Source organism: Flavobacterium praedii, from assembly GCF_026810365.1.
In the GTDB taxonomy this organism is placed as follows: Bacteria; Bacteroidota; Bacteroidia; order Flavobacteriales; family Flavobacteriaceae; genus Flavobacterium; species Flavobacterium praedii.
The window spans coordinates 673,908-697,743 of sequence record NZ_CP113948.1; the positions used below are offsets into that span (position 1 = coordinate 673,908).

The window sequence follows — 23,836 nt, forward strand, 5'->3', positions numbered from 1 at the left end:
TAAATTGAACAAAAATGAGAAATTTTAAATCTATAGTTTATATATCGCTACTGGCCGTATTTTCATTACCCACTTTGAATTCGTGTAATGATGATGATTTTTTGAATAGAAAACCATTAGGAACAGCAGTAGAAGGAGATTTACCAGCAGGAGGTTTTGAAGAAAAAGCCTTTGGTTTATACGGAAAATTGAGAACACAAGGAGGAATTACAGATTGGGACAGGTATTGGTTTCAAAATATTCGCTCCGATGATGCCATGAAAGGGAGTACACCAGGTGACGCATCTGCAAGAGGGAATATAATGGACGGATTTGTTTATTCTCCCACAGAATTTGCTTCAAATTGGGATGGTCATTTTAGCTTAATTTATGCTTGTAATGATTTGATTGCCGATGTAGATAATTCAGGGAAAACGGATTCAGGAAGCATAATCAACAAAGCTGAAGCTTTGGCTATAAGAGGATTTGCCTATTTTGAATTGCGCAGAGATTATGGAGAAGTACCTATAATTTTGAATAGAATCCTTACACCAAGCGACGGTATCAAAGCAAAATCTCCCATTGCCGATATTGATGCACAAATTATTAGTGATTTAGAATTAGCTGCTGAAAAATTACCAATTAGTTGGCCTTCTTATCCAGGAAGAGCTACCAGTGGTTTTGCTAATTCAATATTGGCTAAGCTTTATTTGTACCAAGGAAATTGGGTAAAAGCACTTGAAAAAGCGGAAGTTGTAATCAATTCGGGGCAATATGCTTTGTATAATTCGTATGAAACTTTGTTTAAAGAACAAGGTGACAATTGTATTGAAACCATTTTTGAAGTTCAGTTTCTAAGACAAGCAACTGTAAATTATTCTAATAATTATTTTGAATCACAAGGTATTCGTGGTTCTGGAGATTGGGATTTAGGTTGGGGATTTAATGTTCCTACTCAGAATTTAGTCGATGCTTATGAAACTGGTGATCCCCGCAAGAACTCGACTATCCTTTTTGAAGGACAAGATGATGGATTTGGTTTTACTATTCCAACAGGTTTGGCTCAACCGTATTGGAACAAAAAAGCCTATTCTACGCCGTCATATAGAGCACTTCAAGGTACAGGAAAAAATCATTGGTTTAATGTGAAAATTATACGTTATGCAGATGTTATTTTAATCGCTGCCGAAGCTGCAAATGAATTAGGGAATACTGCTAAAGCGGCAGATTATGTGAATCAAGTTCGCGCTAGAGCAAGAGGGAATAATGCTGGTGTGCTTCCAAATGTAGCTGCTGGTGCTGGTTTGAAAGCAGCAATCAAACAGGAAAGAAGAGTGGAACTTGCAATGGAAGGAGAAAGATTCTATGACTTAGTTCGTTGGGGAGATGCTCCAACAGTATTAGGTAGTTTAGGATACCAAGACAAAAATAAGTTCTATCCTATTCCTCAAACTGCCATAGATCAATCAGGCGGAGTTTTAAAACAAAATCCTAATTATTAATACCGATTCGATTTAAAAAAATAAATATATGAAAATCAATATATCAATGATTAAGAAAGCTTTTGGAATAGTATTTGTTTCGATCGCATTTATAGGATGTCAGGAGATGGACAAACCTGCATTGGGAAATTATCCAAAAGATCTAAATCCAGTTGGGGGAGCTTTGAAATTTTTTGTTCCTTTTGATGACAATACAACAGACCCTTTAAAATTTGCTGTTGATAATATTCGAGCAAAGTTTCCCAATGATAATCAGTTTACACAGACTGATGGTATTACTGGAAAAGGGGCACAAGGGCCAACAGATCATATTCAAAAGTACATAGCCTTTTCAAAACCAAATGATTTTGCTACTGAAGCGGAAAGTTTTACAATTGCTTTTTGGGAAAAACACAATGGAGCAACAAAAGGTGCTGAATATCCATTTAGTCTTCCTTCTTCAAACGGTCACTGGTCTGGAGGAACAATGATGCTTATGTTTGATGGTTCAGAAATTAAATTTGTTATTGTAGACAAAAACATGAATGATCCATGGTTTATTTGGAATGAATCAGGTTTAATGGCAAGTTTAACGGATAACCAATGGCACCACTGTGCATTTGTGTATGATGCAACCACTTCCGCTTTTACATTTTATAAAGATGGTGTTGTAGTGAGTACAAAAATGTGGACAGACCACGGAAATGTAAATCTAGACGATTCAAAAGTTGCTGGTTTGCGTATTGGATCTGGACCGGGGAATACACCAAATGATTGGCTTTCTAATAATTGGCTAGGGAGCTTAGATCAGTTCAGAATGTATGCAACTGCTTTGACAGCAACCGAAATAAATCAACTAGTTACTGGAAAACTGTAATGTAAAGTAGAATATATCTTGTCAAAGCATAATGGCTTTGGCAAGATTTTAAACAAAAAAGCATGAAAAAAATAAAATTTTTACTAATTCCAACTTTTGTTTTTCTTTTCTGTTGTAGTAATAGTGCAATAGATCAAACAACACCTGTAACTCCAACACCTCCCGTTACAGTCTTAACAGATGAACAAGCAATGGATCAAGTTCAAAAAGATGCCATCAAGTATTTTTGGGATTATGCGGAACCCAATTCAAAATTAGGGAGAGAACGTTATCATACTGATAATCCTGGTTTTGAAGCCAGCAAAGTAACCACTGGAGGTTCTGGTTTTGGACTAATGTCTTTGATTGTTGGTGTAGAAAGAGGTTTTATTCCAAGAGCCGAAGCCGTCTCACGAATGACCACTGCAATGGATTTTCTAGATAAAGCGGATCGTTTTCACGGAGCCTGGGCACATTGGATGGATGGAACTACTGGGCATGCTATTTCTTTTGGAAATAAAGATGACGGTGGAGATATAGTGGAAACCGCTTTTTTATGCCAAGGTTTGATTGCCGTTCGCGAATATTTCAAAAATGGAAACCCTCAAGAAAAAGCATTGTCTGCCAAAGCAGATAATCTATGGAAAGGGGTTGAATGGAGCTGGTATACTAATGGCGAAAATGCTATGTTTTGGCATTGGTCTCCAACCTATCAATGGGAAATGAAATTCAAATTAGAAGGATACAATGAATGTTTGATTGCCTATATTCTAGGCGCTTCCTCTACAACGCATCCAATTCCTACTGCTGCCTATCATGAAGGATGGACACGAAACGGTACAATTACAACCAGTAAAACACAATATGGAATTCCTTTAGTTTTTAAATACAATACGGTAAGTGGAAATGTTGGTCCTTTGTTTTGGGCGCAATATTCTTATTTAGGATTAGATCCTTCTCAACTGTCTGATAAATATGCAAATTATTGGGAATTGACACAAAATCAGGCCAAAATAATTTATAGTTATTGTGTTGATAATCCAAAAAAATGGAATGGCTATTCTGATAAATGTTGGGGATTTACAGCCAGTTATTCCAGAAATACTGATGGGACAACGGGGTATTCTGCCCATGATACCGACAATGATTTAGGGGTAATCACTCCAACTGCTGCGTTGTCTTCTTTTCCGTATACTCCAAAAGAAAGCATGAAGTTTTTACATTATTTATACAATGAAAAGAAAAGTATTTATGTTGGAATTGCGGGGCCTTATGATGCATTTTCACCTCATTATAATTGGGTGACACCACGTTATTTGGCAATAGATCAAGGAACCATAGCACCTATGATTGAGAATTATCGTTCTGGATTATTATGGAAATTATTTATGAATGCTCCTGAAGTAAAACAAGGACTGTTGAATCTTGGTTTTCATTCTGGGAAATATAATTTTTAGAAAATTTCAGATAATAAAGAATTATAGAATAATAGTCCTTGCTTTTTTATCGTCATTAAATTCCTTTCCTCATTCGGATATAAATGGAAATTTAAAAACTGAAATTAGAATTTTTTATGTTCTTCAAGAGGGTATACAAAATGAAGGGCACTTAATACCCATTTATAAAAAAATGAAAAGTTGTAACTCTGATTTCAATTGGCCATTTTTTAATGATTTATGTTAAGGAATTTGGTTAAAAGTATATGATAATCCAAAAATCTATGATTGGATATTTAAACAAATAAAAAAATAGAAAATGAATACGAAATTAATAATAGTACTACTTAGTTTTTCACTCTTTGGCTATAGCCAAAAAAAAGAAAATAAAAAAGCGTTTACATTAAAACCCAAAACAGAATTTGTTGCCGAGTTGTTGTCCAAAATGACTTTGGATGAAAAATTAGGGCAACTGAATTTACCCACTTCGGGAGATATAACCACCGGTCAAGCCAATAGTTCTGATGTTGCAAGAAAAATTGAAGAAGGTAAGGTCGGTGGATTATTTAATATCAAATCGGTTCAGAAAATTAGAGATGTTCAAAGAATTGCTGTAGAAAAAAGCCGATTGAAAATTCCATTAATTTTTGGAATGGACGTTATTCATGGGTACGAAACTACGTTTCCTATACCACTAGGATTATCATGTACTTGGGACATGAAATTAATTGAAAGAAGTGCTCAAATAGCCGCTCAAGAAGCTAGTGCCGATGGAATCAATTGGACATTTTCGCCTATGGTAGATGTTTCCCGTGATCCACGTTGGGGAAGAATCTCCGAAGGTTCTGGTGAAGATCCTTTTTTGGGAAGCCTAATTGCCAAAGCAATGGTAGACGGATACCAACAGCATGATCTTTCCAAGAAAAATACCATTTTGGCTTGTGTTAAACATTTTGCATTATATGGAGCGCCAGAAGGTGGCCGTGATTATAATACGGTTGATATGAGTAGGATAAGAATGTACAATGAATATTTTCCTCCTTACAAAGCGGCAATTGACGCAGGTGTAGGATCTGTTATGGCTTCTTTTAACGAAGTGGAAGGAATTCCTGCCACCGGAAACAAATGGCTGATGACGGATGTTTTAAGAAAACAATGGGGATTTAAAGGTTTTGTAGTGACTGATTTTACTGGAATTCCCGAAATGATTGATCACGGAATGGGAGATCTGCAAACCGTATCAGCGCTGTCAATGAATGCTGGAGTTGAAATGGATATGGTAGGCGAAGGTTTTTTAACGACTTTGAAAAAATCATTAAATGAAAAGAAAGTGACTATCGAACAGATCAATAATGCCGTTACGCTAATTTTGAATGCCAAATACGATTTAGGATTGTTTGAAGATCCGTATAAATATTGTGATGAAAAAAGAGCTAAAACTGAAATTTTTACTTCAAATAGTAGAGATGAAGCCAGAAAAACAGCTGCGCAATCATTGGTTTTATTAAAAAATCAAAATCAATTATTGCCTTTGAAAAAATCAGGAACCATTGCACTTATCGGCCCATTGGCGGATGCCAAAAACAATATGTCAGGAACTTGGAGCGTGGCCACAAATGGAGAAAAATGCATTTCGTTATTGGCAGGAATTCAGGAAGTAGCTGGTAAATCGACTAAAGTGCTTTATGCCAAAGGAAGTAATCTGGATTATGACGAAACTTTTGAAACTAATGCTACTATGTTTGGTAAAACCTTGAATAGAGACAAACGTTCTAAAGAAGAAATGATTGCCGAAGCTTTGAAAGTGGCCAATCAATCGGATGTTATTGTGGCTGCTTTAGGCGAATCTGCCGAAATGAGTGGGGAGTCTAGCAGTAGAACTAATTTAGAAATTCCACAATCGCAAAAAGATTTACTGAATGCATTATTAAAAACAGGAAAACCTGTAGTTCTAGTTTTATTTGATGGTCGTCCATTAATATTAAACGATGAAAAAGCAACTGTTCCAGCAATTCTAAATGTTTGGTTTGCCGGTAGCGAAGCGGGTTATGCCATTGCCGATGTTTTGTTTGGAGATGTAAATCCTTCAGGAAAATTAACCACTACTTTTCCTAGAAGCGTAGGTCAGTTGCCTATTTATTACGCGCATAAAAATACTGGTAGACCTCTTTCTAACTCAGAAGGTAAATTCGAAAAGTTCAAATCCAATTATTTAGACGAAAGAAATGAACCTTTATTTCCTTTTGGTTTCGGATTGAGTTATACCAATTTTGAGTATTCAAATCTGAAAATTTCTTCAGATAAAATGAATTTCAATGGAAAAGTAAATGTATCCGTAGATCTTACAAATACTGGAAAATTTGATGGCAAAGAAGTTGTTCAGTTGTATATTAAAGATGTGGTTGGTTCTGTAACAAGACCGGTTAGAGAATTGAAAGGTTTTCAAAAAATTGCCCTTAAAAAAGGAGAAAAACAAACAGTGACATTCGAAATTAACATTGAAGATTTGAAGTTTTACAATTCTGATTTGCAATTTGTTGCTGAGCCAGGTCTGTTTGAAGTTTTCGTTGGAGGGAATTCAAACGCAGACAATAAAGTAAGTTTTAATTTAGTAAATTAAGCTTGGTTAGTTTATTTGGTTGCCCTTCGTTTTTGGTTAGACGGAGGGCTTTTTTTAATCACAGAATTAATGATTTACCATATAAGAAATTTAAGAAAATATAAGATTTTACTTTTTATTTCCCTGCTTAAATGAACTTATATTTCTTATATGGTTAAAAAAACAAGAAATGCGAAGACTATATTTAATACCAGCCTTGTTACTATTCTTGTGCCACCAAATCAGTATGGCACAGTCTAAAACGAAATGGTTTGATCCTAATAAATCAGCGTCTACTTATTGTAACCCCATCAATATTGGTTATAATTACACTACTGAAAACCACAATGGAATTCCAGATTCTCGTCGTTCGAGTGCCGACCCATTAATTATTACTTATAAAGGCGATTATTACCTGTTTGCTACCAATCAAGCAGGATTCTTTTGGAGTAAAGATATGTCGGACTGGAAATTTGTTTACGGGAGTTTTCAACGCAATCCCAGCGATGATGATCAATGTGCTCCTGCGGCTTGGGTGGTAAATGACACTTTGTTTTATGTGGGGTCAACTTGGAAAAAAGACCACCCAGTCTGGAAATCGGCCAACCCAAAATCCGGTCGTTGGACTCGGCATGTCAATACTGCAATGTTGCCTACTTGGGATCCAGCCATTTTTCAGGATGATGACAAAAAAGTATATATGTATTATGGTTCAAGCGGAAAATTGCCGCTTTGTGGTGTTGAGGTAGATTATAAAACGTGGTTACCAAAAGGAAATCAAGAAGATTATCAAAAATTATACTCAGCAACCGAAGTTGAAGATATTCAGCGTCCTTATGGCGAAATAAAAGCAGTTGTAGGCTTAAACCCGACAGAGCACGGTTGGGAGCGTTTCGGCCCCAATAATGATATGGAACCGGCACCTTGGGGTAATTTTATCGAAGGGGCTTGGATGACCAAGCACAATGGTAAATATTACATGCAATATGGTGCTCCAGCCACCGAATTTAAAGGCTATGCCAATGGCGTTCATGTAGGGAATAGTCCTTTGGGGCCGTTTACGTATCAAAAACACAATCCAATGTCATATAAACCAGGAGGTTTTGTAATAGGAGCGGGGCACGGTAATACTTTTGCCGACAATTATGGTAATTACTGGAATACCGGAACGTGCAAGATTTCTGTAAAAGACCGTTTTGAACGCCGCATCGATATGTTTCCTGCTGGATTCGACAAAGACGATATTATGTATTCCATTACTGCTTATGGGGATTTTCCAACTTTACTCGCAACCAAAAACCGCGATCAAACCAAGGGTGCTTTTTCGGGATGGATGTTGCTTTCGTATAAAAAAAATGCAACAGTATCTTCAACGGAAGAGTGTATGGATGTACAAACGCACCGAGTAGATACTGGCGGGAAAAAAGTTTTTGAAAAAATCTGTTACAATGCCCAGAACTTGACCGACGAGGATATTCAATCGTATTGGTCGGCAAAAACGGATAATCCAGGCGAATGGTTGCAAATTGATTTGGGCAGAAAAATGAGAATTAATGCTTTGCAAATTAATTATGCTGATCATAAAGCGACACAGTACAATAAGGCAATGGATATTTATTACCAATACCAAATTTTCATGTCAGATGATAATCAAAATTGGACTTTGGTGGTTGATAAATCCAAAAGTGATAAAGACACACCGCACGATTATTTGGAATTAACCAAATCCATTGAAGCCCGCTACGTAAAAATGGTAAATATTCACAATGCCTCAGGATTATTTGCTGTTTCTGATTTCCGTGTTTTTGGAAACGGATTATCCGAGAAACCAAAATCGGTTACTGGATTTAAAGTGGATAGAGATAATGACGACTCCCGTTCTGCTATGATTCACTGGGACGCACAGCCTGATGCCGTTGGGTATAACATTTATTACGGAATTGCTCCAGATAAATTATACAACAGCATCATGGTTTATGATGCGAATTTTTATGATTTCAGAGGATTAGATAAAGGGACCAGCTATTGTTTTGCTATTGAAGCTTTTAATGAAAATGGAATTGGACCTAAAACCACTGTTGCCGTTTCTAATTGAATTTGAATTTCGTAATAATATTGAAAATAACAGTCTTTAAAAAAGACTAATTATCTTTTTAATCTTCGGTCAATTTTATCGGTTGGTATTAATCACTGGTAGTTATAAAAATCGAAATCGTTTTCGGCTCAACTACAAGGTTGTAGTTTGATTGAGATTGCAATTTTATGATTTTAATGCTTATTTTTACTTTATATATTAACACATAATCAAAATGAAACATATTTTTTCAATTATTCTCGTTTTTACTTTAAGTGTGATTCAGGCACAAAGTGTAAAATCTCCATCGAGTGCCCTTGAGGTCAATTTTAAATTAGTAAATAATGGGCAGCCATCATATACAGTAAACTTCAATGGCAAGCCAGTAGTTCTTGAAAGTACTTTAGGAATAAAACTCAAGGAGAGAACCGCTCTTGATTCAAATTTTGAAATTATAACTTCAAAATCGGCTACATTCAATGAATCTTGGAAACCAGTTTTAGGTCAAAAAGCAATTATTGAAAATCAGTACAACGAACTTACAATTGCTCTTAACCAAAAAGTGACCAATGTAAAAATGAATATAATTTTCAAAGTTTACAATGAAGGTGTCGCTTTTAGATATGAATTTCCAAAACAAGAAAAACTCAATTATTTCATTATTTCGGATGAGGTTTCCCAATTTAATTTAACCGAGGATTACAAAGCATTTTGGATACCTGGTGATTTTGATAGTAATGAGTACGTTTATAATGAAACAAAACTTTCAAGTATAGACAATACAAAATTGAATTTGAATAATGGAATTGGGGTAAAATCGATTCCTGGTAAATATACGGTTCAAGCTCCTTTAATGATGAAATCGGCATCAGGATTGTATGTAAATATTTTTGAAGCAGCAGTGGTTAATTATCCAGTTATGCATCTAAATGTGGATGGTGTAAATTTTAAATTATCATCTCAATTGGTTCCCAATGCAATAGGAGATAAGGCCTATTTACAAGCACCCTGCGTTTCACCTTGGAGAACCATTATGATAAGCAATGATGCCCGTGATATTGTGGGTTCATCAATGATTTTAAATTTAAATGAACCTTGTAAACTAGACGATGTTTCGTATATAAAACCAATGAAATATGTGGGGATTTGGTGGGAAATGCACGTAGGATTATCCACTTGGGATTATGCAGGTTCACAAAATGCTCAGAATATATCTTCTAAAGAGTTATTACCATCAGGAAAACACGGGGCAACAACTGCAAATACCAAAAGATATATTGATTTTGCTGCCAAAAACGGATTTGATGGCGTATTAGTTGAAGGTTGGAATGTAGGTTGGGAAGACTGGGTAGGGAATTGGAAAGAAGAAGTATTTGATTTTACAACTCCTTATCCCGATTTCAATTTGGCAGAAGTTACGGCTTATGCCAAAGAAAAAAATGTAAAAATGATTATGCACCATGAAACTTCGGGTTCTGTGGCGAATTATGAGCGTCATTTGGATCGTGCTTTTGATTTGATGAAAAAATACGATTATCCAGCAGTGAAATCTGGTTATGTGGGTAAAATTATTCCTCGTGGTGAGTTTCATGACGGTCAAACGATGGTGAATCACTTCAACTTCGTGGCAAGACGCGCTGCCGATTACAAATTAATGATCAATTCGCATGAATCGTCTCGTCCTACTGGTTACAGTCGCACGTATCCAAACTATATTGCTGCCGAGGCTGCCCGTGGTAATGAATTTAACGCTTGGAGTAATGGAAATCCACCAAGTCACGAAACTATTTTGCCTTTTACAAGACAGCTAGGAGGACCTATGGATTATACTCCCGGTATTTTTGAAATCAAAATGAGTTACTATGACAAAAATAAAACAGAACAAGTGCATACTACTTTGGCAAAGCAATTGGCTTTGTATGTAACGATGTATTCTCCTTTGCAAATGGCGGCCGATTTACCAGAAAGTTATGAAAAACGTATGGATGCCTTTCAATTCATTAAAGATGTAGCTTTGGATTGGGATGATACAAAAATTTTGGAAGCTGAACCTGGTGATTATTTGACAATTGCTAGAAAAACCAAAGGAAAGCAAACATGGTTCTTAGGTGCAATTACCGATGAGAATGCCAGAAAAACGGAAATAACTTTAGATTTTCTAAACAAAGGACAAAAGTATAAAGCTATTATTTATGAAGATGCCAAAGATGCCGATTGGAAAAACAACCCAATGGCTTATAAAATAAGAATCGTTGAAGTTACAAACAAGTCAAAATTAAACTTGGTTATGGCTCCTGGTGGAGGAACAGCCATTAGTTTTGAACCAATTAAATAGTTTTCTTTAATTGTGTTTACTGAAATCCTGAATGCTTATATAAGTATTCAGGATTTTTTTTGAATTTCATTTTGATATTGTTTTAGATTGTCGAAATTGCGCTACCATTAAATCCCAAATAATTTCATATTTCGACAAAATGAAAAAAAATCTACTTTCTGCACTTTTGCTTTTAAATTCGGTTGTGTTTTTTGCACAAACCAAAGATGAACAACTATTTAAGAAAATATACAATGCTGCATTGACAAATTCTCAGTGTTATTCTTGGTTGGATCATCTTTCTAATGATATTGGGTCTAGATTGTCTGGGTCAGAAGGTGCTGCTAAAGCGGTTCAATACACCAAAAAGCAAATGGAAACTTTAGGTTTTGACAAAGTGTATTTGCAAGAAGTAATGGTGCCTCATTGGGTTCGTGGCGAAAAAGAAACAGCTTACATTCAAGATGATAAAACTAAAATTAAAGTTCCAATCTGTGCTTTGGGTGGTTCAATTGCAACTCCCAAAAAGGGCATAACTGCTGAAGTAATCGAAGTTCATAGTTTGGAAGAATTAAAAACTTTGGGGGTTGATAAAATAAAAGGTAAAATTGTTTTTTATAACAGACCAATGGATAATGGGGCTATTGAATCATTTACTGCGTATTCTGGAGCGGTAGATCAACGTTATGGAGGAGCTGCCGAAGCTTCAAAATATGGAGCAATTGGAACTATAGTGCGTTCAATGAATTTGAGATTAGACGATTATCCGCATGCAGGAGGTCAAAGTTATGGTAACATTCCCAAAGAAAAATACATTCCAACTGCTGCTATTAGTACCAATGCTGCCGAATTATTAAGCAAAACTCTAAAAAGTAATCCCAATTTAAAATTCTTTTTCAAACAATCTTGTCAGCAATTGGAAGACGCGCTTTCTTATAATGTTGTTGGAGAAATCAAAGGAACGGAGCATCCTGAAAATATTATGGTCGTGGGCGGTCATCTTGATTCTTGGGATTTGGCCGATGGGTCTCATGACGATGGAGCAGGGGTAGTACAAAGTTTGGAAGTAATGAATATCTTTAAAAACTTAAATTATAAACCCAAAAACACTCTTCGTATTGTGCTGTTTATGAATGAAGAAAATGGAACGAGAGGTGGAAAAAAATATGAAGAATTATCTTTGGCCAATAAAGAAAGCCACATTTTTGCTTTAGAAAGTGACGAAGGTGGATTTACTCCAAGGGGGTTTTCATTAGATTGTGACGATGCCAATTTTAGTAAAATCACAAATTGGAAAGGTTTATTTGAACCTTATTTAATTCATAGTTTTGTAAAAGGCCATACAGGATCTGATATTGAAGCATTAACGGCAGGAAAAATTGTTAAAGCTGGTTTAAAACCAGATTCACAACGTTATTTTGATTACCACCATGCTGCAAATGATACCTTTGATGCAATCAATAAAAGAGAGCTAGAACTCGGAGCTGGAACGATGGCAGCTTTGGTCTATATGATAGATCAAAACGGCATCGAATAATTGGTTTTAAACCATTTAACCCTATTTAATAAACCTGTAAGCATTTCAAAATCTTACAGGTTTTCTTTTGAAAAATAGTTTCATGAAGATTCCTTGGAACAAATAATAATTGAAACTATGTATTGTCATAAATAAATGTGAAATTCTCATTTTTTAAAACGCTCATACTTTTTAATACACAAAATAAATCCTACTTTAGCGTCATATTAAAAGATAAAAAAATGATTAGCCAAATACAATTTCAAAACGAATTAAATAGCCTAATTAGTAACGCAATAAGAGAGGATGTAGGACCTGGTGATTATAGCTCTTTGGCTTGTATTCCTTCAAATGCAATGGGAAAAGCAAAATTATTGGTAAAAGAAGACGGTATCATTGCCGGCGTAGCTCTTGCTAAAATGATTTTTGAGTATGTAGATCCTAATATGAAAATCGAAACTTTTATAGAAGATGGTACTCCAGTCAAAAAAGGGGATATTGTTTTTCATGTTTCGGGCAGTTCCCAATCTATTTTAAAGTCAGAAAGAGTAGTATTAAACACCATGCAACGTATGAGTGCTATTGCTACTAAAACCAATAGTTTTGTACAATTACTTGAAGGAACAAAAACAAAAATTTTGGATACCCGAAAAACAACACCCGGATTTCGTGTAGCCGAAAAATGGGCGGTAAAAATTGGAGGAGGAGAAAATCACCGTTTTGCTTTGTATGACATGATTATGTTAAAGGATAATCATATCGATTTTGCAGGTGGTATTACATTGGCAATAGCCAAAACCCAAACCTATCTTAAAGAAAATAATTTAGATTTAAAAATCATCGTTGAAGCCAGAAATCTAGCTGAGATCGAAGAAATTTTAAAAAGCAATGGAGTGTATAGAATATTAATTGATAATTTTAATTACGAAGACACTCGTACAGCAGTTGCTTTGATAGGTGACAAATGTCAAACGGAATCTTCAGGTAATATTACCGAAGAAACTATGCGTAATTATGCAGAATGCGGTGTTGATTTTATTTCATCAGGAGCATTAACGCATTCTATTTATAATATGGATTTAAGTCTAAAAGCAATTTAGAGTTATGACATTTAAAATTGAGGCTAAACTCGAAAAAATTCCAATCATAAGGAATCTGATGCATGTCTTAAAAAAGGTTAAAGTGCCAGGTTTGGGAGGTTTCTCGTTCTATGATTTATTAGAATTGTATTTCGAGGGCATCATCGATGGAGCATTTTCGTATCATGCAAGTGCAGTAGCTTTTAGTTTCTTTATGGCCTTGTTTCCTTTTGCTTTGTTTATTTTAAATCTAATTCCATTTATACCGATTGAAGGATTTCAAAATGATTTTCTGCAATTTGTAAAAGAGGGAGTGCCACCAAATACCTATGATGCAATTGCTAATATTATAAATGACATCCTTAATAATAGTCACTCAGGATTAATGTCTTCGGGTTTTTTATTGTCTATTTTCTTAATGGCCAATGGAATAAATGGGATTTTGGGAGGTTTTGAATCTTCCCGCCATGTAATAGAAAAAAGAGGTTTTTTAAATCAATATTTTGTAGCATTGGGCATTTCGTTGATTTTGTCGATTCTTTTACTTTTGACTGTTTCTATTATTGTTATTTTTGAGGTTTTTATTCAAAAAACAATTATTCAAGATGTGTTAAGTGATCGAATTCCGTTGATAATTTTGGGGAGATATCTTTTTATAATTTTGATGATATTAATTACATCATCTATCTTATTACGATACGGAACAAAACAAGCCCATAAACCTCCTTTTATAAGTATTGGGTCTGTTTTTACTACGATACTTATAATTGTATCTTCTTATTTTTTTGGAATTTGGGTAATTCGATTCTCAAAATACAATGAATTATATGGCTCAATTGGTACATTGTTAATTATGATGTTTTATATATGGATAAACTGTATGATCTTATTGTTAGGTTTCGAATTGAATGCCACAATTCACAAATTGAGAAAAAACAAACTATTATTGTAAAGTTTAATAATAAATTGGATTGTTTAGATGAAATTTTGTATTCTTGTCAAAAATAATCCAAATATATATTTTTATCATAATTTGGAATAATATAAACAGTGAGACATTAATTTAAGAAAAAATGAAAAAAAGTATCGTATTTAGTTTAGTTGTGTTTTTTGTTATGATTTTCAATGCCCAAAGCCAATCTGTTTTAGGAAAATGGAAAACCATTGATGATGCAACAGGACAAGCTAAATCAATTGTAGAAGTATATGAAAAATCAGGTAAAGTCTATGGGAAAATTATAGAAATCCTAAATCCTGAAAAAAGAAAATCGCTTTGTACAAAATGTACTGGTGAAGATAAAAATGCTCCGATTTTGGGCTTGGTTATAATCAAAGGTCTTGTAAAAGACGGTAATGAATACAATGACGGTAAAATTTTAGATCCTTCAAAAGGAGAAGAATATAAATGTTTTATAACACTTGATGGTAAAGATAAACTTAAAGTGAGAGGTTTTGTTGGAGTTTCTTTGTTTGGAAGAACACAATATTGGTACCGAGTTAAATAGTTTTGGTTTAAAGTTTTTAAGATATAAATCAAAACCCCCCTTTTTTCTTAAAGCTTCGGACTAAAAATCTAAAATTATTCAATGCATTTTGTAGAAGTTATTTTACCGCTTTCTCTTGCCAAAACTTTTACATACAGAGTTTCGGAAGCTGAATTTCTTTTTATGAAAAAAGGAATGAGGGTGACTGTGCCTTTTGGTAAAAGCAAAATATACACTGCTTTGGTAATAGAAATTCATAATAATGAGCCTACATTATATGAAGCCAAGGAAATTCATCAAATTTTGGACAACCAACCAATTGTCACCGAAGTTCAAATTAACCACTGGAAATGGATTGCCGATTATTATATGTGTGCCATTGGTGATGTATATCGTAGCGCAATGCCAAGTGCATTATTGTTGGAAAGTGAAACCTTAATTACAAAAAAGAGCGACACTTTTGTTGATGAGAGCTCGCTGTCAGATGATGAGTATTTAGTGTATGAAGCTTTGCAACATCAAAGTTCATTAAAGGTGCAAGACATTATATCTATACTTAATAAAAAAAATATTTTTCCCATCATTCAAAAATTGTTGGATAAAAATATAATAGTACTGCAAGAAGAAGTTCAAGAAAACTACAAACCTAAATTAGTTAAATACTTACGGTTACATTCAAAATATGATTCGAACGATGGTTTGAAATTATTACTGGAGATACTCAAAAATGCAAATAAGAGAAAGGAATTAGTCCTGAATTATTTTCAATTAAGTGCCGCTGAAAAAAAACCAATTTCTGTTAAAAAATTAGTAGAAACTGCGCAGTCTTCTTTAGCAATCGTTAAAGCTTTAGTCGAAAAAGAAATCTTTGAAGAATATTATTTACAAGAAGATCGCATCAACTTTTCAGGAAATGGGAGAGAAGGTGAACTACAATTGAGTAAAGCGCAGCAAAAGGCTTTTGAATCTATAAAAGAAAGTTTTGATCAAAAACCAGTTTGTTTATTACATGGTATTACTTCGAGTGGTAAAACCGAAATATACATAAAACTTATTGAAGATTACTTAATTACGGGAAAGCAAGTTTTGTATTTGCTGCCTGAAATTGCTTTGACAACTCAATTAGTTTCTAGATTAAGGATCCATTTTGGAAATAAAGTAGCCGTTTTTCATTCAAAGTACAGCAATAATGAACGGGTGGAAGTCTGGAATCAAGTTTTGTCAAACGCAGAGAAGGCTCAAATTGTAATTGGGGCCAGATCGGCTTTGTTTTTGCCTTTCTCTGATTTAGGATTTGTGATTATTGATGAAGAACATGAGCAAACCTTTAAACAATCAGATCCAGCACCTCGCTATCATGCTCGAGATGCTGCCATTGTTTTAGCAAATATGTACCAAGCCAAAGTGCTTTTGGGATCGGCAACACCAAGCATTGAATCGTATTATAATGCAGTATCAAGTAAATTCGGTTTTGTTGAAATTTCAGAACGTTTTGGAAATGTAAGTTTGCCTGATATTCAATTGGTCGATCTAAAAGATAAGTATTTTCGAAAAAAAATGAACGGACATTTTAGTGATGTTCTAATCGAAGAGATTACGTTGGCCTTGTCATTGGGTGAACAAGTTATTTTGTTTCAAAATAGGAGAGGGTACTCGCCAATAGTTGAGTGCATAACATGTGGGCATGTACCACATTGTCATTCATGTGATGTAAGTTTGACCTATCATAAACATAAGAATCAATTGCGTTGCCATTATTGTGGGTATTCTATTGCTAATCCCACTCATTGTCATTCATGTCATAGTGTTGATTTGATTACCAAAGGTCTTGGGACGGAGCAAATAGAACAGGAATTACTAAATATTTTTCCAAGTGCTAAAACGGGACGTATGGATCAGGATACAACCAGAGGTAAATTTGGGTTCGAAAAAATTATTGATAGTTTCAAAAATCGAGAATTTGATATATTGGTTGGAACTCAAATGCTAGCCAAGGGATTGGATTTTGACAATGTCAATTTAGTGGGTATTATGAATGCCGATACAATGTTGTATCATCCAGATTTTAGGGCATTCGAGCGAAGTTTTCAAATGATGACACAAGTTGCAGGACGTTCTGGGCGATCTGATAAAAAAGGAAAAGTAGTCATACAAACCTATAATCCCAATCATAATACGGTTCAGCAAGTTACCAATACAGATTATATTGGAATGTACAAAGAACAATTGTATGATCGGCAAATTTATAAATATCCTCCTTATTATAGGATAATTAAATTGACATTAAAACAAAGGGATTTCGAGAAACTCAAACAAGGCTCTATGTGGTTGTATCAAGTTTTGAGTCAAAATTTGGCAATGCCGGTATTAGGTCCTGAAGAACCAGCAATCAGTAGAATTCGAAATGAGTATATTAGGACAATTGTTATAAAGATTCCTCAAAATAATTCAATTATAAATACAAAAAAAACTATTCAGAAAATACTGAATAGTTTTGAGGCTGTAGCGCAATATCGAGCTATTAAAATTACTGTAAATGTTGATTTTTATTAAGTAGTGTTTTAAGAATAGGCAAGTGCTTTTACTAGATCTTCTTTTTTATTACGACTTAAAGGAATTTTTGTTACTCCAATTTCTGCAAATTTACTGTTAAAACGGTCAATTTTATCAATATTTACAATGAATGACTTATGTACTCTAATGAATTTGTCTTTTGATAAATCATTCTCAAAAGATTTCATTGTCGAGAGGACAAGATTACTGTCATCTTCAGTAACAACTTTTACGTAATCACCAAAAGCTTCTATCCATTTGATTTTAGAAGTAAATACCTTTAATTTTTTTAAATTACTTTTAATGAAGATATGCTCACCTTCATCTTCTTTATTTTCTTTTTTCAATAGAAAATTATCAATTGCCCTACGTACAGAAGCATTAAAACGCTCTATTGAAATAGGCTTTTGTAAATAATCGGTAGCATCATAATCAAAAGCTTTCATAGCATATTCTGCTTTTGAGGTAATGAAGATAATCTGGGGCTTAGTTTTTAGACCATCAAGAAAGTCAAAACCATTAATTACAGGCATCTCAATATCAAGAAATATCAAGTCTACCGTGTGGACAGTCATACAGCTTTTCGCTTCAATTGCATTAGAAAAATCACCAATCAAGTTTAAATTGGTGTGATTGTTAACCAATTTTGCAATAATCATTCTTTGTATTGAACTATCATCTACAACAACACAGTTTAGTTTCATAATATCAAATTTTTGATTTGGTATAGTAAAAATAGTTTTTTTTTTTTATTAATCTAATGAATTCAAATATTTTTTTGTCATTCGTCGATTATTGTTTAATTGTACTTGTATGTTCAAGAAAAAAGTTTACTTTTGCACCCAATTTAACAAATAAATAAATTTTTTATGAATCATTATGAAACTGTTTTCATTTTAAATCCCGTTTTATCTGAAGTTCAGGTAAAGGAAACAGTAAGCAAATTTGAAGATTTTCTTACTAGTAGAGGAGCAGAAATGGTATCGAAAGAAGATTGGGGTCTGAAAAAAATGGCTTACGAAATTCAAAACAAAAAAAGTGGATTTTACCACTTGTTCGAATTCAAAGTTGCTGGAGAGGTTCTTATCGCTTTTGAAACTGAATTTAGACGTGACGAAAGAGTTATGCGTTTCTTAACTGTAAGTCTTGACAAACATGCTATTTCTTGGGCTGAAAGAAGAAGAGCAAAACTTAAATCTACAAAAGCTTAATTATCATGGCAACATTACAACAATCTGCTTCAGGAAAAAAAGACGGGGATATCAGATACCTTACGCCTTTGAACATAGAAACAAACAAAACTAAAAAGTATTGTCGTTTCAAAAAATCAGGTATCAAATATATCGATTATAAAGATGCTGATTTCTTATTGAAATTCGTTAACGAACAAGGAAAAATTCTTCCTCGTCGTTTAACAGGAACTTCATTAAAATACCAAAGAAAAGTATCTGTAGCTGTAAAAAGAGCACGTCACTTAGCTTTAATGCCATACGTGGCCGATTTATTAAAATAATTAAAAATTAACAGTTGTTGGTTTTCTGAAATATGAAACCTAACTTCTCAAACAAAGGACAACAACATGGAACTTATTTTAAGAAAAGATGTTCAGAATTTAGGATTTAAAGATGACGTAGTAAATGTGAAAAACGGATACGGTCGTAACTTTTTAATTCCACAAGGATTTGCTCACTTAGCTACTTCTTCTGCAAAGAAAGTATTGGCTGAAAACCTTAAACAAAGAGCACACAAAGAAGCTAAAGTTGTAGCAGATGCTAAAGCATTGGCTGAAGCTTTAAAAGCTATCGAAATTAAAATTTCTGCAAAAGCAGGTGGTGAAAAATTATTTGGTTCAATTACAAACATTGATATCGCTGAAGCTTTGGCTAAAGGTGGTCAAGTAATTGATAGAAAATTTATCACTTCTGGTATCGTTAAACGTACTGGTAAATATACTGCTTCTGTAAGATTACATAGAGATGTAATCGTTGAATTACCATATGAAATTATCGCTGAAAAAGCATAATTTTTTAATTTATTATTAAAATCCCGATGAAAGTCGGGATTTTTTTTGTTTAAACGAAGTTATTAATTGATTCGGAGCAGAAAAACCAGGTATTTTTGGAAATATCGTCCCGCTTTTCGTTGCAATCTTATAAGCCAGTCCCGATAACTTTCGGGACTGGCTTATAAGGATTTCCACTTCAATCGGGGCTAAAGGGAGATATTCTGCCTTTTTGTTATTATCTAAAAAAGGTGTCTAACTTCTAAAATCTAACTTCAAAATCTAATTTCTAAAAATGAAATACGCAAGACTTACAAAAGAACAATTTGAAGAATTAACCCAAGAGTTTACTAATTTTTTGGCTTCTCAAGCTATTGACAAGGCAGAATGGGACCAAATTAAAGCGAATAAACCTGAAGTTGCCGAACAAGAATTGGATGTTTTTTCGGATTTGATTTGGGAAGGTGTGCTCACAAAAGCCACGTATTTAGAATTTTTCTCTAAAAATCATATTTTTCTATTTCAATGTTTCGACACAGATATAAAATCGATTGTTCTAAAATCATTAGTTCCTGAAATTGATTTTTTGACCAAAGAAGGTTTAGAATGGCTTAGTGACAATATGTTTACGGAAACAATAGAAATGAAAGTTGGGAAAAAAGAGTTTACTGAAGAACGTAATCTTTCTATCTTTCAATTGATCCAACAGGGTTCTTTTTTGAGTGACGGGCAATTATACAATCAAATTAATACGATTATCGAGTCGTAAATTTGATTTTTAAACTTTAAATTGGTTATTTTAGTAGATTATTTAATCGACTAGAATAGCCAATTTTGTTTTATGAATATACAGCAGACCATACAAACGCTTAGGGAAGAACTCAATCTTCACAATCATAATTATTATGTTTTGGATAAACCGACATTGTCTGATTATGAGTTTGATATGAAATTGAAGGAGCTTCAAGACTTAGAAAATAAGCATCCTGAATTTTTTGACGCTAATTCTCCAACGCAAAGAGTAGGAGGGACAGTCACTAAAAACTTTGAAACTATTCCGCATGAATACCGTATGTATTCACTAGACAATTCCTATTCTAAAGAAGATTTGATCGATTGGGAAAATAGAATTCAGAAAGTTTTAGGAAATGTCGCTTTAGAATACACCTGCGAATTAAAATATGATGGTGCATCAATTAGCATTACTTATGAAAATGGTATACTTAAACGGGCAGTAACTCGTGGAGATGGTTTTCAAGGTGATGATGTGACCAATAATATAAAAACGATCAAGTCTATACCATTGCAATTGAAAGGGAATTATCCAGAGCAATTTGCTATTCGAGGTGAAATTATTTTGCCTTTTGTTGGTTTCGAAAAAATGAATCAAGATTTGATTGAAATTGGCGAAACGCCCTATTCTAATCCCAGAAATACCGCATCCGGAAGTTTGAAACTGCAAGACAGTGCCGAAGTAGCTAAACGTCCTTTAGATTGTTTACTTTATTTTTTAATTGGTCCCAACTTGCCTTTTTCTTCTCAATTTGAAGGACTTGAAGTTGCTAGAAAATGGGGATTCAAAGCTCCGAATGAAGCAAAATTGGCAAAGAATCTCGATGAAGTTTTTGAATTTATAAATTATTGGGATGTTCATCGCCACGAATTGCCGTATGAAACAGATGGCGTGGTTATAAAAGTAAATGATTTTCGACACCAAGAAGAGTTAGGTTTTACAGCCAAATCACCGCGTTGGGCAATAGCTTATAAGTTTAAATCGGAGCAAGTAGCTACAAAACTAAATTCGATATCCTATCAAGTAGGACGAACTGGAGCTATTACCCCTGTTGCCAATTTGGAACCTGTGCAATTAGCTGGAACGATTGTAAAACGAGCTTCTTTGCACAATGCTGATCAAATTGAAAAGTTAGATATTCGAATTAATGATACCGTTTTTGTAGAAAAGGGAGGAGAGATTATTCCTAAAATTATTGCCGTAGATTTAAGTAAACGTCCTGAAAATTCAGAGCCTACAAAATATATATCCCATTGTCCTGAATGCAATACTGAGTTAATTCGAGGAGAAGGAGAAGCGAATCATTATTGTCCAAATTTTTATGGGTGCCCTCCACAAATAATAGGACGAATTCAGCATTTTATTTCAAGAAAAGCAATGGATATTGAGGGACTTGGAGGCGAGACTGTGGCTTTGCTATTCAATAATGGCTTGGTGCATAACTATGCCGATTTATATGAATTGACTATTGAGCAAATTTTACCATTGGAGAGAATGGCGCAAAAATCTGCTGAGAATTTAGTAAAAGGAGTCGCAAATTCTAAGAAGATACCTTTTGAAAGCGTTTTGTTTGCCTTGGGAATTCGATTTGTTGGGGAGACAGTTGCCAAAAAGTTAGCAAAGCATTATAAAAATATTGATGCATTACAGCAAGCAACTCTTATGGATTTAATTTTGGTTGACGAAATTGGTGAAAGAATTGCTCAAAGTGTGATTGATTTTTTTGAGAATAAGGAGAATATAGCGATCATCGAAAGATTAAAAATTTATGGTGTTCAATTTGAAATCATCGAAAAAATTAATCCAAATGCAACAGAGAAATTCCTTGGTAAAACATTTGTAGTTTCTGGTGTTTTTTCTGGCTTTTCAAGAGATGAATTAAAAAAGGCTATCGAAGATAATGGTGGAAAAGTAGGGAGTTCAATATCTGCTAAAACCGATTTTGTTGTTGCTGGTGATAATATGGGACCTGCTAAATTGGAAAAAGCAACTAAACTAAATATTTCTATTATTTCAGAAGAGCAATTTATAAAAATGTTAAATGAAAGCTAGTACACCATCATTAATATTATTTTTTATAACTTCTGCATCAGCTATCATTTTCAAATTATTGGATTTTGAAATAATGGTTTTATTAACTAAATCTATTATAATCCCGTCTTTGTTTATATATTATTTTGTATCTAATAATTATAAGATTACTTTCTTGAAAGCATTTATTTTTTTGTTGTTTTTTGTGCGGGACGTTTTTAACACATTGAATATAAAAGAGTCTCCATTGGGTTCTTTTTTATGTGTCATGATAGTTTATGTTCTTCTGTTGTATTTGGCTCTCAAGGATTTTAAATATTTAAAATTTTATTTTAAAGACACAATCTCAATTTTCATATTGATTTTGGCAATCGGAAGTATTTGTTACTCAGTTTTAAATTTAAAACTAGAAAACTTAGAACTTGATTTTTGGTTGTATGTAGTTTTTGGAATAATTTTAAGTTTTTTGAGTATTATTTCAATTATAAATTATAATAAAAATGATACGTATGCTTTTTATAACGCAATGTTAATGTGTGTTTGTTTTATTGTTACGGATGTCTTTTTTGTGGTATATAAATTTTATTTTTACAATTATGTTTTTAGTATAACAAGCATAATTACACAGTTTTTGTCATACTTTTTTATGGTAAATTATTTTTTAGAAAAAGATAAAACTTCAGAATACTTAGACGATAATTGATTTTCCTTGTGATGACTTTTGTTTATTTGAATCAAAATAAAAGTCAATTCTACCTAAATTTATTCCATAACATCCCACTTGGTTTACTAAAACTTCTTTTTCTTCTAAATTTTTCACGACAGTAGGTTTGTCTAAAAACGTATGAGTATGTCCTCCGATAATCAAATCAATATCTTTCGTTAGTGCTGCAAGTTTTAAATCGCAGATTTTATTGGGTTCGGTTTTATAATTATATCCTAGATGTGATAAACAAATGATTAAATCACATTTCTTTTCTTGTTTTAGTATGTGAACCATTTCTTCAGCAAGTTCCACAGGATTGTTGTAAATGGTTTCTTTGTAGTTGTTTTTATCGACTAAGCCAGTTAATTCTATTCCAAGACCAAAAACACCTACTTTTATGCCGTTTTTATTGAATATTTTGAAGGGTTTTACAAAGCCATCCATGACCGTATTTTTAAAATCATAGTTGGATGAAATAAATTCAAATGTTGCATGGGGCATTTGCGCTACAATTCCTTCTAAGCCATTGTCAAAATCATGATTTCCAATCGTTGACGCATCATATTTCATCATGCTCATTAATTTGAATTCTAATTCCCCTCCGTAATAATTAAAATATGGAGTTCCTTGGAAAATATCACCTGCATCTAATAGTAAGACGTTTGGATTTTCTAATCGTATTTTTTCAATTAGTGATGCTCGTCTCGACACACCACCCATGTTTGGATTTCTGGGATGATCGGCAGGAAAAGGATCAATATAGCTATGAACATCATTAGTATGCAATATTGTTAAATGTTCTATAGTATCTGTTTTAAAACTGCTTAATGATAATCCTAAACTCAACAAAGCTGTACTTGCGGCTGTTTTTTCTATAAAATCTCTTCTTTTCATTTTGTTTTTTCTGTAAAAGTGAATTGGATTAAAATGGGA

18 protein-coding genes are annotated in these 23,836 nt (G+C 33.6%); 16 read left to right on the forward strand and 2 right to left on the reverse strand.

Features of this window, described 5'->3' with window-relative positions; genetic code table 11:
* Positions 1 to 14: 14 nt before the first annotated feature.
* The 11 genes from OYT91_RS02890 (at position 15) to priA (ending at position 17,371) form a co-directional block, all read left to right on the forward strand.
* Positions 15 to 1,481: a RagB/SusD family nutrient uptake outer membrane protein gene (locus tag OYT91_RS02890; protein ID WP_281239435.1), complete on the forward strand. Its 1,467-nt coding sequence runs from the start codon at positions 15 to 17 to the stop codon at positions 1,479 to 1,481.
* A gap of 28 nt (positions 1,482 to 1,509) precedes the next feature.
* A complete protein-coding gene (locus OYT91_RS02895; protein WP_281239436.1) occupies positions 1,510 to 2,337 on the forward strand; it encodes a LamG domain-containing protein in 828 nt (275 codons plus the stop codon).
* A gap of 62 nt (positions 2,338 to 2,399) precedes the next feature.
* Positions 2,400 to 3,773, forward strand: a complete 1,374-nt coding sequence (locus OYT91_RS02900) for a glucoamylase family protein (protein WP_281239437.1) — start codon at positions 2,400 to 2,402, stop codon at positions 3,771 to 3,773.
* A gap of 298 nt (positions 3,774 to 4,071) precedes the next feature.
* Complete coding sequence (gene bglX, locus OYT91_RS02905) at positions 4,072 to 6,372, forward strand: beta-glucosidase BglX (RefSeq protein ID WP_281239438.1); 2,301 nt, start codon at positions 4,072 to 4,074, stop codon at positions 6,370 to 6,372.
* A gap of 169 nt (positions 6,373 to 6,541) precedes the next feature.
* Complete coding sequence (locus OYT91_RS02910) at positions 6,542 to 8,446, forward strand: discoidin domain-containing protein (RefSeq protein ID WP_281239439.1); 1,905 nt, start codon at positions 6,542 to 6,544, stop codon at positions 8,444 to 8,446.
* A gap of 214 nt (positions 8,447 to 8,660) precedes the next feature.
* Positions 8,661 to 10,760 carry a glycoside hydrolase family 97 protein gene (locus tag OYT91_RS02915; protein ID WP_281239440.1) on the forward strand — a complete coding sequence of 700 codons (2,100 nt, stop codon included), beginning with the start codon at positions 8,661 to 8,663 and terminating at the stop codon, positions 10,758 to 10,760.
* Positions 10,761 to 10,899: 139 nt separating this feature from the next.
* Positions 10,900 to 12,276, forward strand: coding sequence for a M28 family peptidase (locus tag OYT91_RS02920; RefSeq protein ID WP_281239441.1), 1,377 nt, complete (start codon positions 10,900 to 10,902; stop codon positions 12,274 to 12,276).
* A 221-nt stretch (positions 12,277 to 12,497) separates the two neighbouring features.
* Positions 12,498 to 13,355: a carboxylating nicotinate-nucleotide diphosphorylase gene (gene nadC / locus OYT91_RS02925; RefSeq protein ID WP_281239442.1), complete on the forward strand. Its 858-nt coding sequence runs from the start codon at positions 12,498 to 12,500 to the stop codon at positions 13,353 to 13,355.
* Positions 13,356 to 13,359: 4 nt separating this feature from the next.
* Positions 13,360 to 14,286, forward strand: coding sequence for a YihY/virulence factor BrkB family protein (locus OYT91_RS02930; RefSeq protein WP_281239443.1), 927 nt, complete (start codon positions 13,360 to 13,362; stop codon positions 14,284 to 14,286).
* Positions 14,287 to 14,407: 121 nt separating this feature from the next.
* A complete protein-coding gene (locus tag OYT91_RS02935) occupies positions 14,408 to 14,839 on the forward strand; it encodes a DUF2147 domain-containing protein (RefSeq protein ID WP_281239444.1) in 432 nt (143 codons plus the stop codon).
* 81 nt (positions 14,840 to 14,920) lie between these two features.
* Positions 14,921 to 17,371 carry a replication restart helicase PriA gene (gene priA / locus OYT91_RS02940; RefSeq protein WP_281239445.1) on the forward strand — a complete coding sequence of 817 codons (2,451 nt, stop codon included), beginning with the start codon at positions 14,921 to 14,923 and terminating at the stop codon, positions 17,369 to 17,371.
* Between the two features lie 8 nt (positions 17,372 to 17,379).
* Here the strand turns inward: priA and OYT91_RS02945 are convergent, their stop codons facing one another.
* Entirely contained in the window at positions 17,380 to 18,075 is a 696-nt protein-coding gene (locus OYT91_RS02945) for a LytR/AlgR family response regulator transcription factor (RefSeq protein WP_269223106.1), read from the reverse strand.
* A 165-nt stretch (positions 18,076 to 18,240) separates the two neighbouring features.
* Between OYT91_RS02945 and rpsF the strand changes: the two genes are divergently transcribed.
* The 5 genes from rpsF to ligA all read left to right on the forward strand — a co-directional run bounded on the left by rpsF (position 18,241) and on the right by ligA (position 22,218).
* Positions 18,241 to 18,582: a 30S ribosomal protein S6 gene (rpsF, locus tag OYT91_RS02950; RefSeq protein ID WP_116761249.1), complete on the forward strand. Its 342-nt coding sequence runs from the start codon at positions 18,241 to 18,243 to the stop codon at positions 18,580 to 18,582.
* A gap of 5 nt (positions 18,583 to 18,587) precedes the next feature.
* Entirely contained in the window at positions 18,588 to 18,884 is a 297-nt protein-coding gene (gene rpsR, locus OYT91_RS02955) for a 30S ribosomal protein S18 (protein WP_007138295.1), read from the forward strand.
* Between the two features lie 66 nt (positions 18,885 to 18,950).
* On the forward strand, positions 18,951 to 19,394 hold the full coding sequence (rplI, locus tag OYT91_RS02960) for a 50S ribosomal protein L9 (RefSeq protein WP_269223105.1): 444 nt from the start codon (positions 18,951 to 18,953) through the stop codon (positions 19,392 to 19,394).
* Positions 19,395 to 19,668: 274 nt separating this feature from the next.
* Positions 19,669 to 20,142, forward strand: coding sequence for a DUF6495 family protein (locus OYT91_RS02965; RefSeq protein WP_281239446.1), 474 nt, complete (start codon positions 19,669 to 19,671; stop codon positions 20,140 to 20,142).
* Between the two features lie 72 nt (positions 20,143 to 20,214).
* Complete coding sequence (ligA, locus tag OYT91_RS02970) at positions 20,215 to 22,218, forward strand: NAD-dependent DNA ligase LigA (RefSeq protein WP_281239447.1); 2,004 nt, start codon at positions 20,215 to 20,217, stop codon at positions 22,216 to 22,218.
* 667 nt (positions 22,219 to 22,885) lie between these two features.
* On the opposite strand, the gene OYT91_RS02975 is transcribed toward ligA, so the two are convergent.
* Positions 22,886 to 23,797: a bifunctional metallophosphatase/5'-nucleotidase gene (locus OYT91_RS02975; RefSeq protein ID WP_269223102.1), complete on the reverse strand. Its 912-nt coding sequence runs from the start codon at positions 23,795 to 23,797 to the stop codon at positions 22,886 to 22,888.
* Between the last annotated feature and the right edge of the window lie 39 nt (positions 23,798 to 23,836).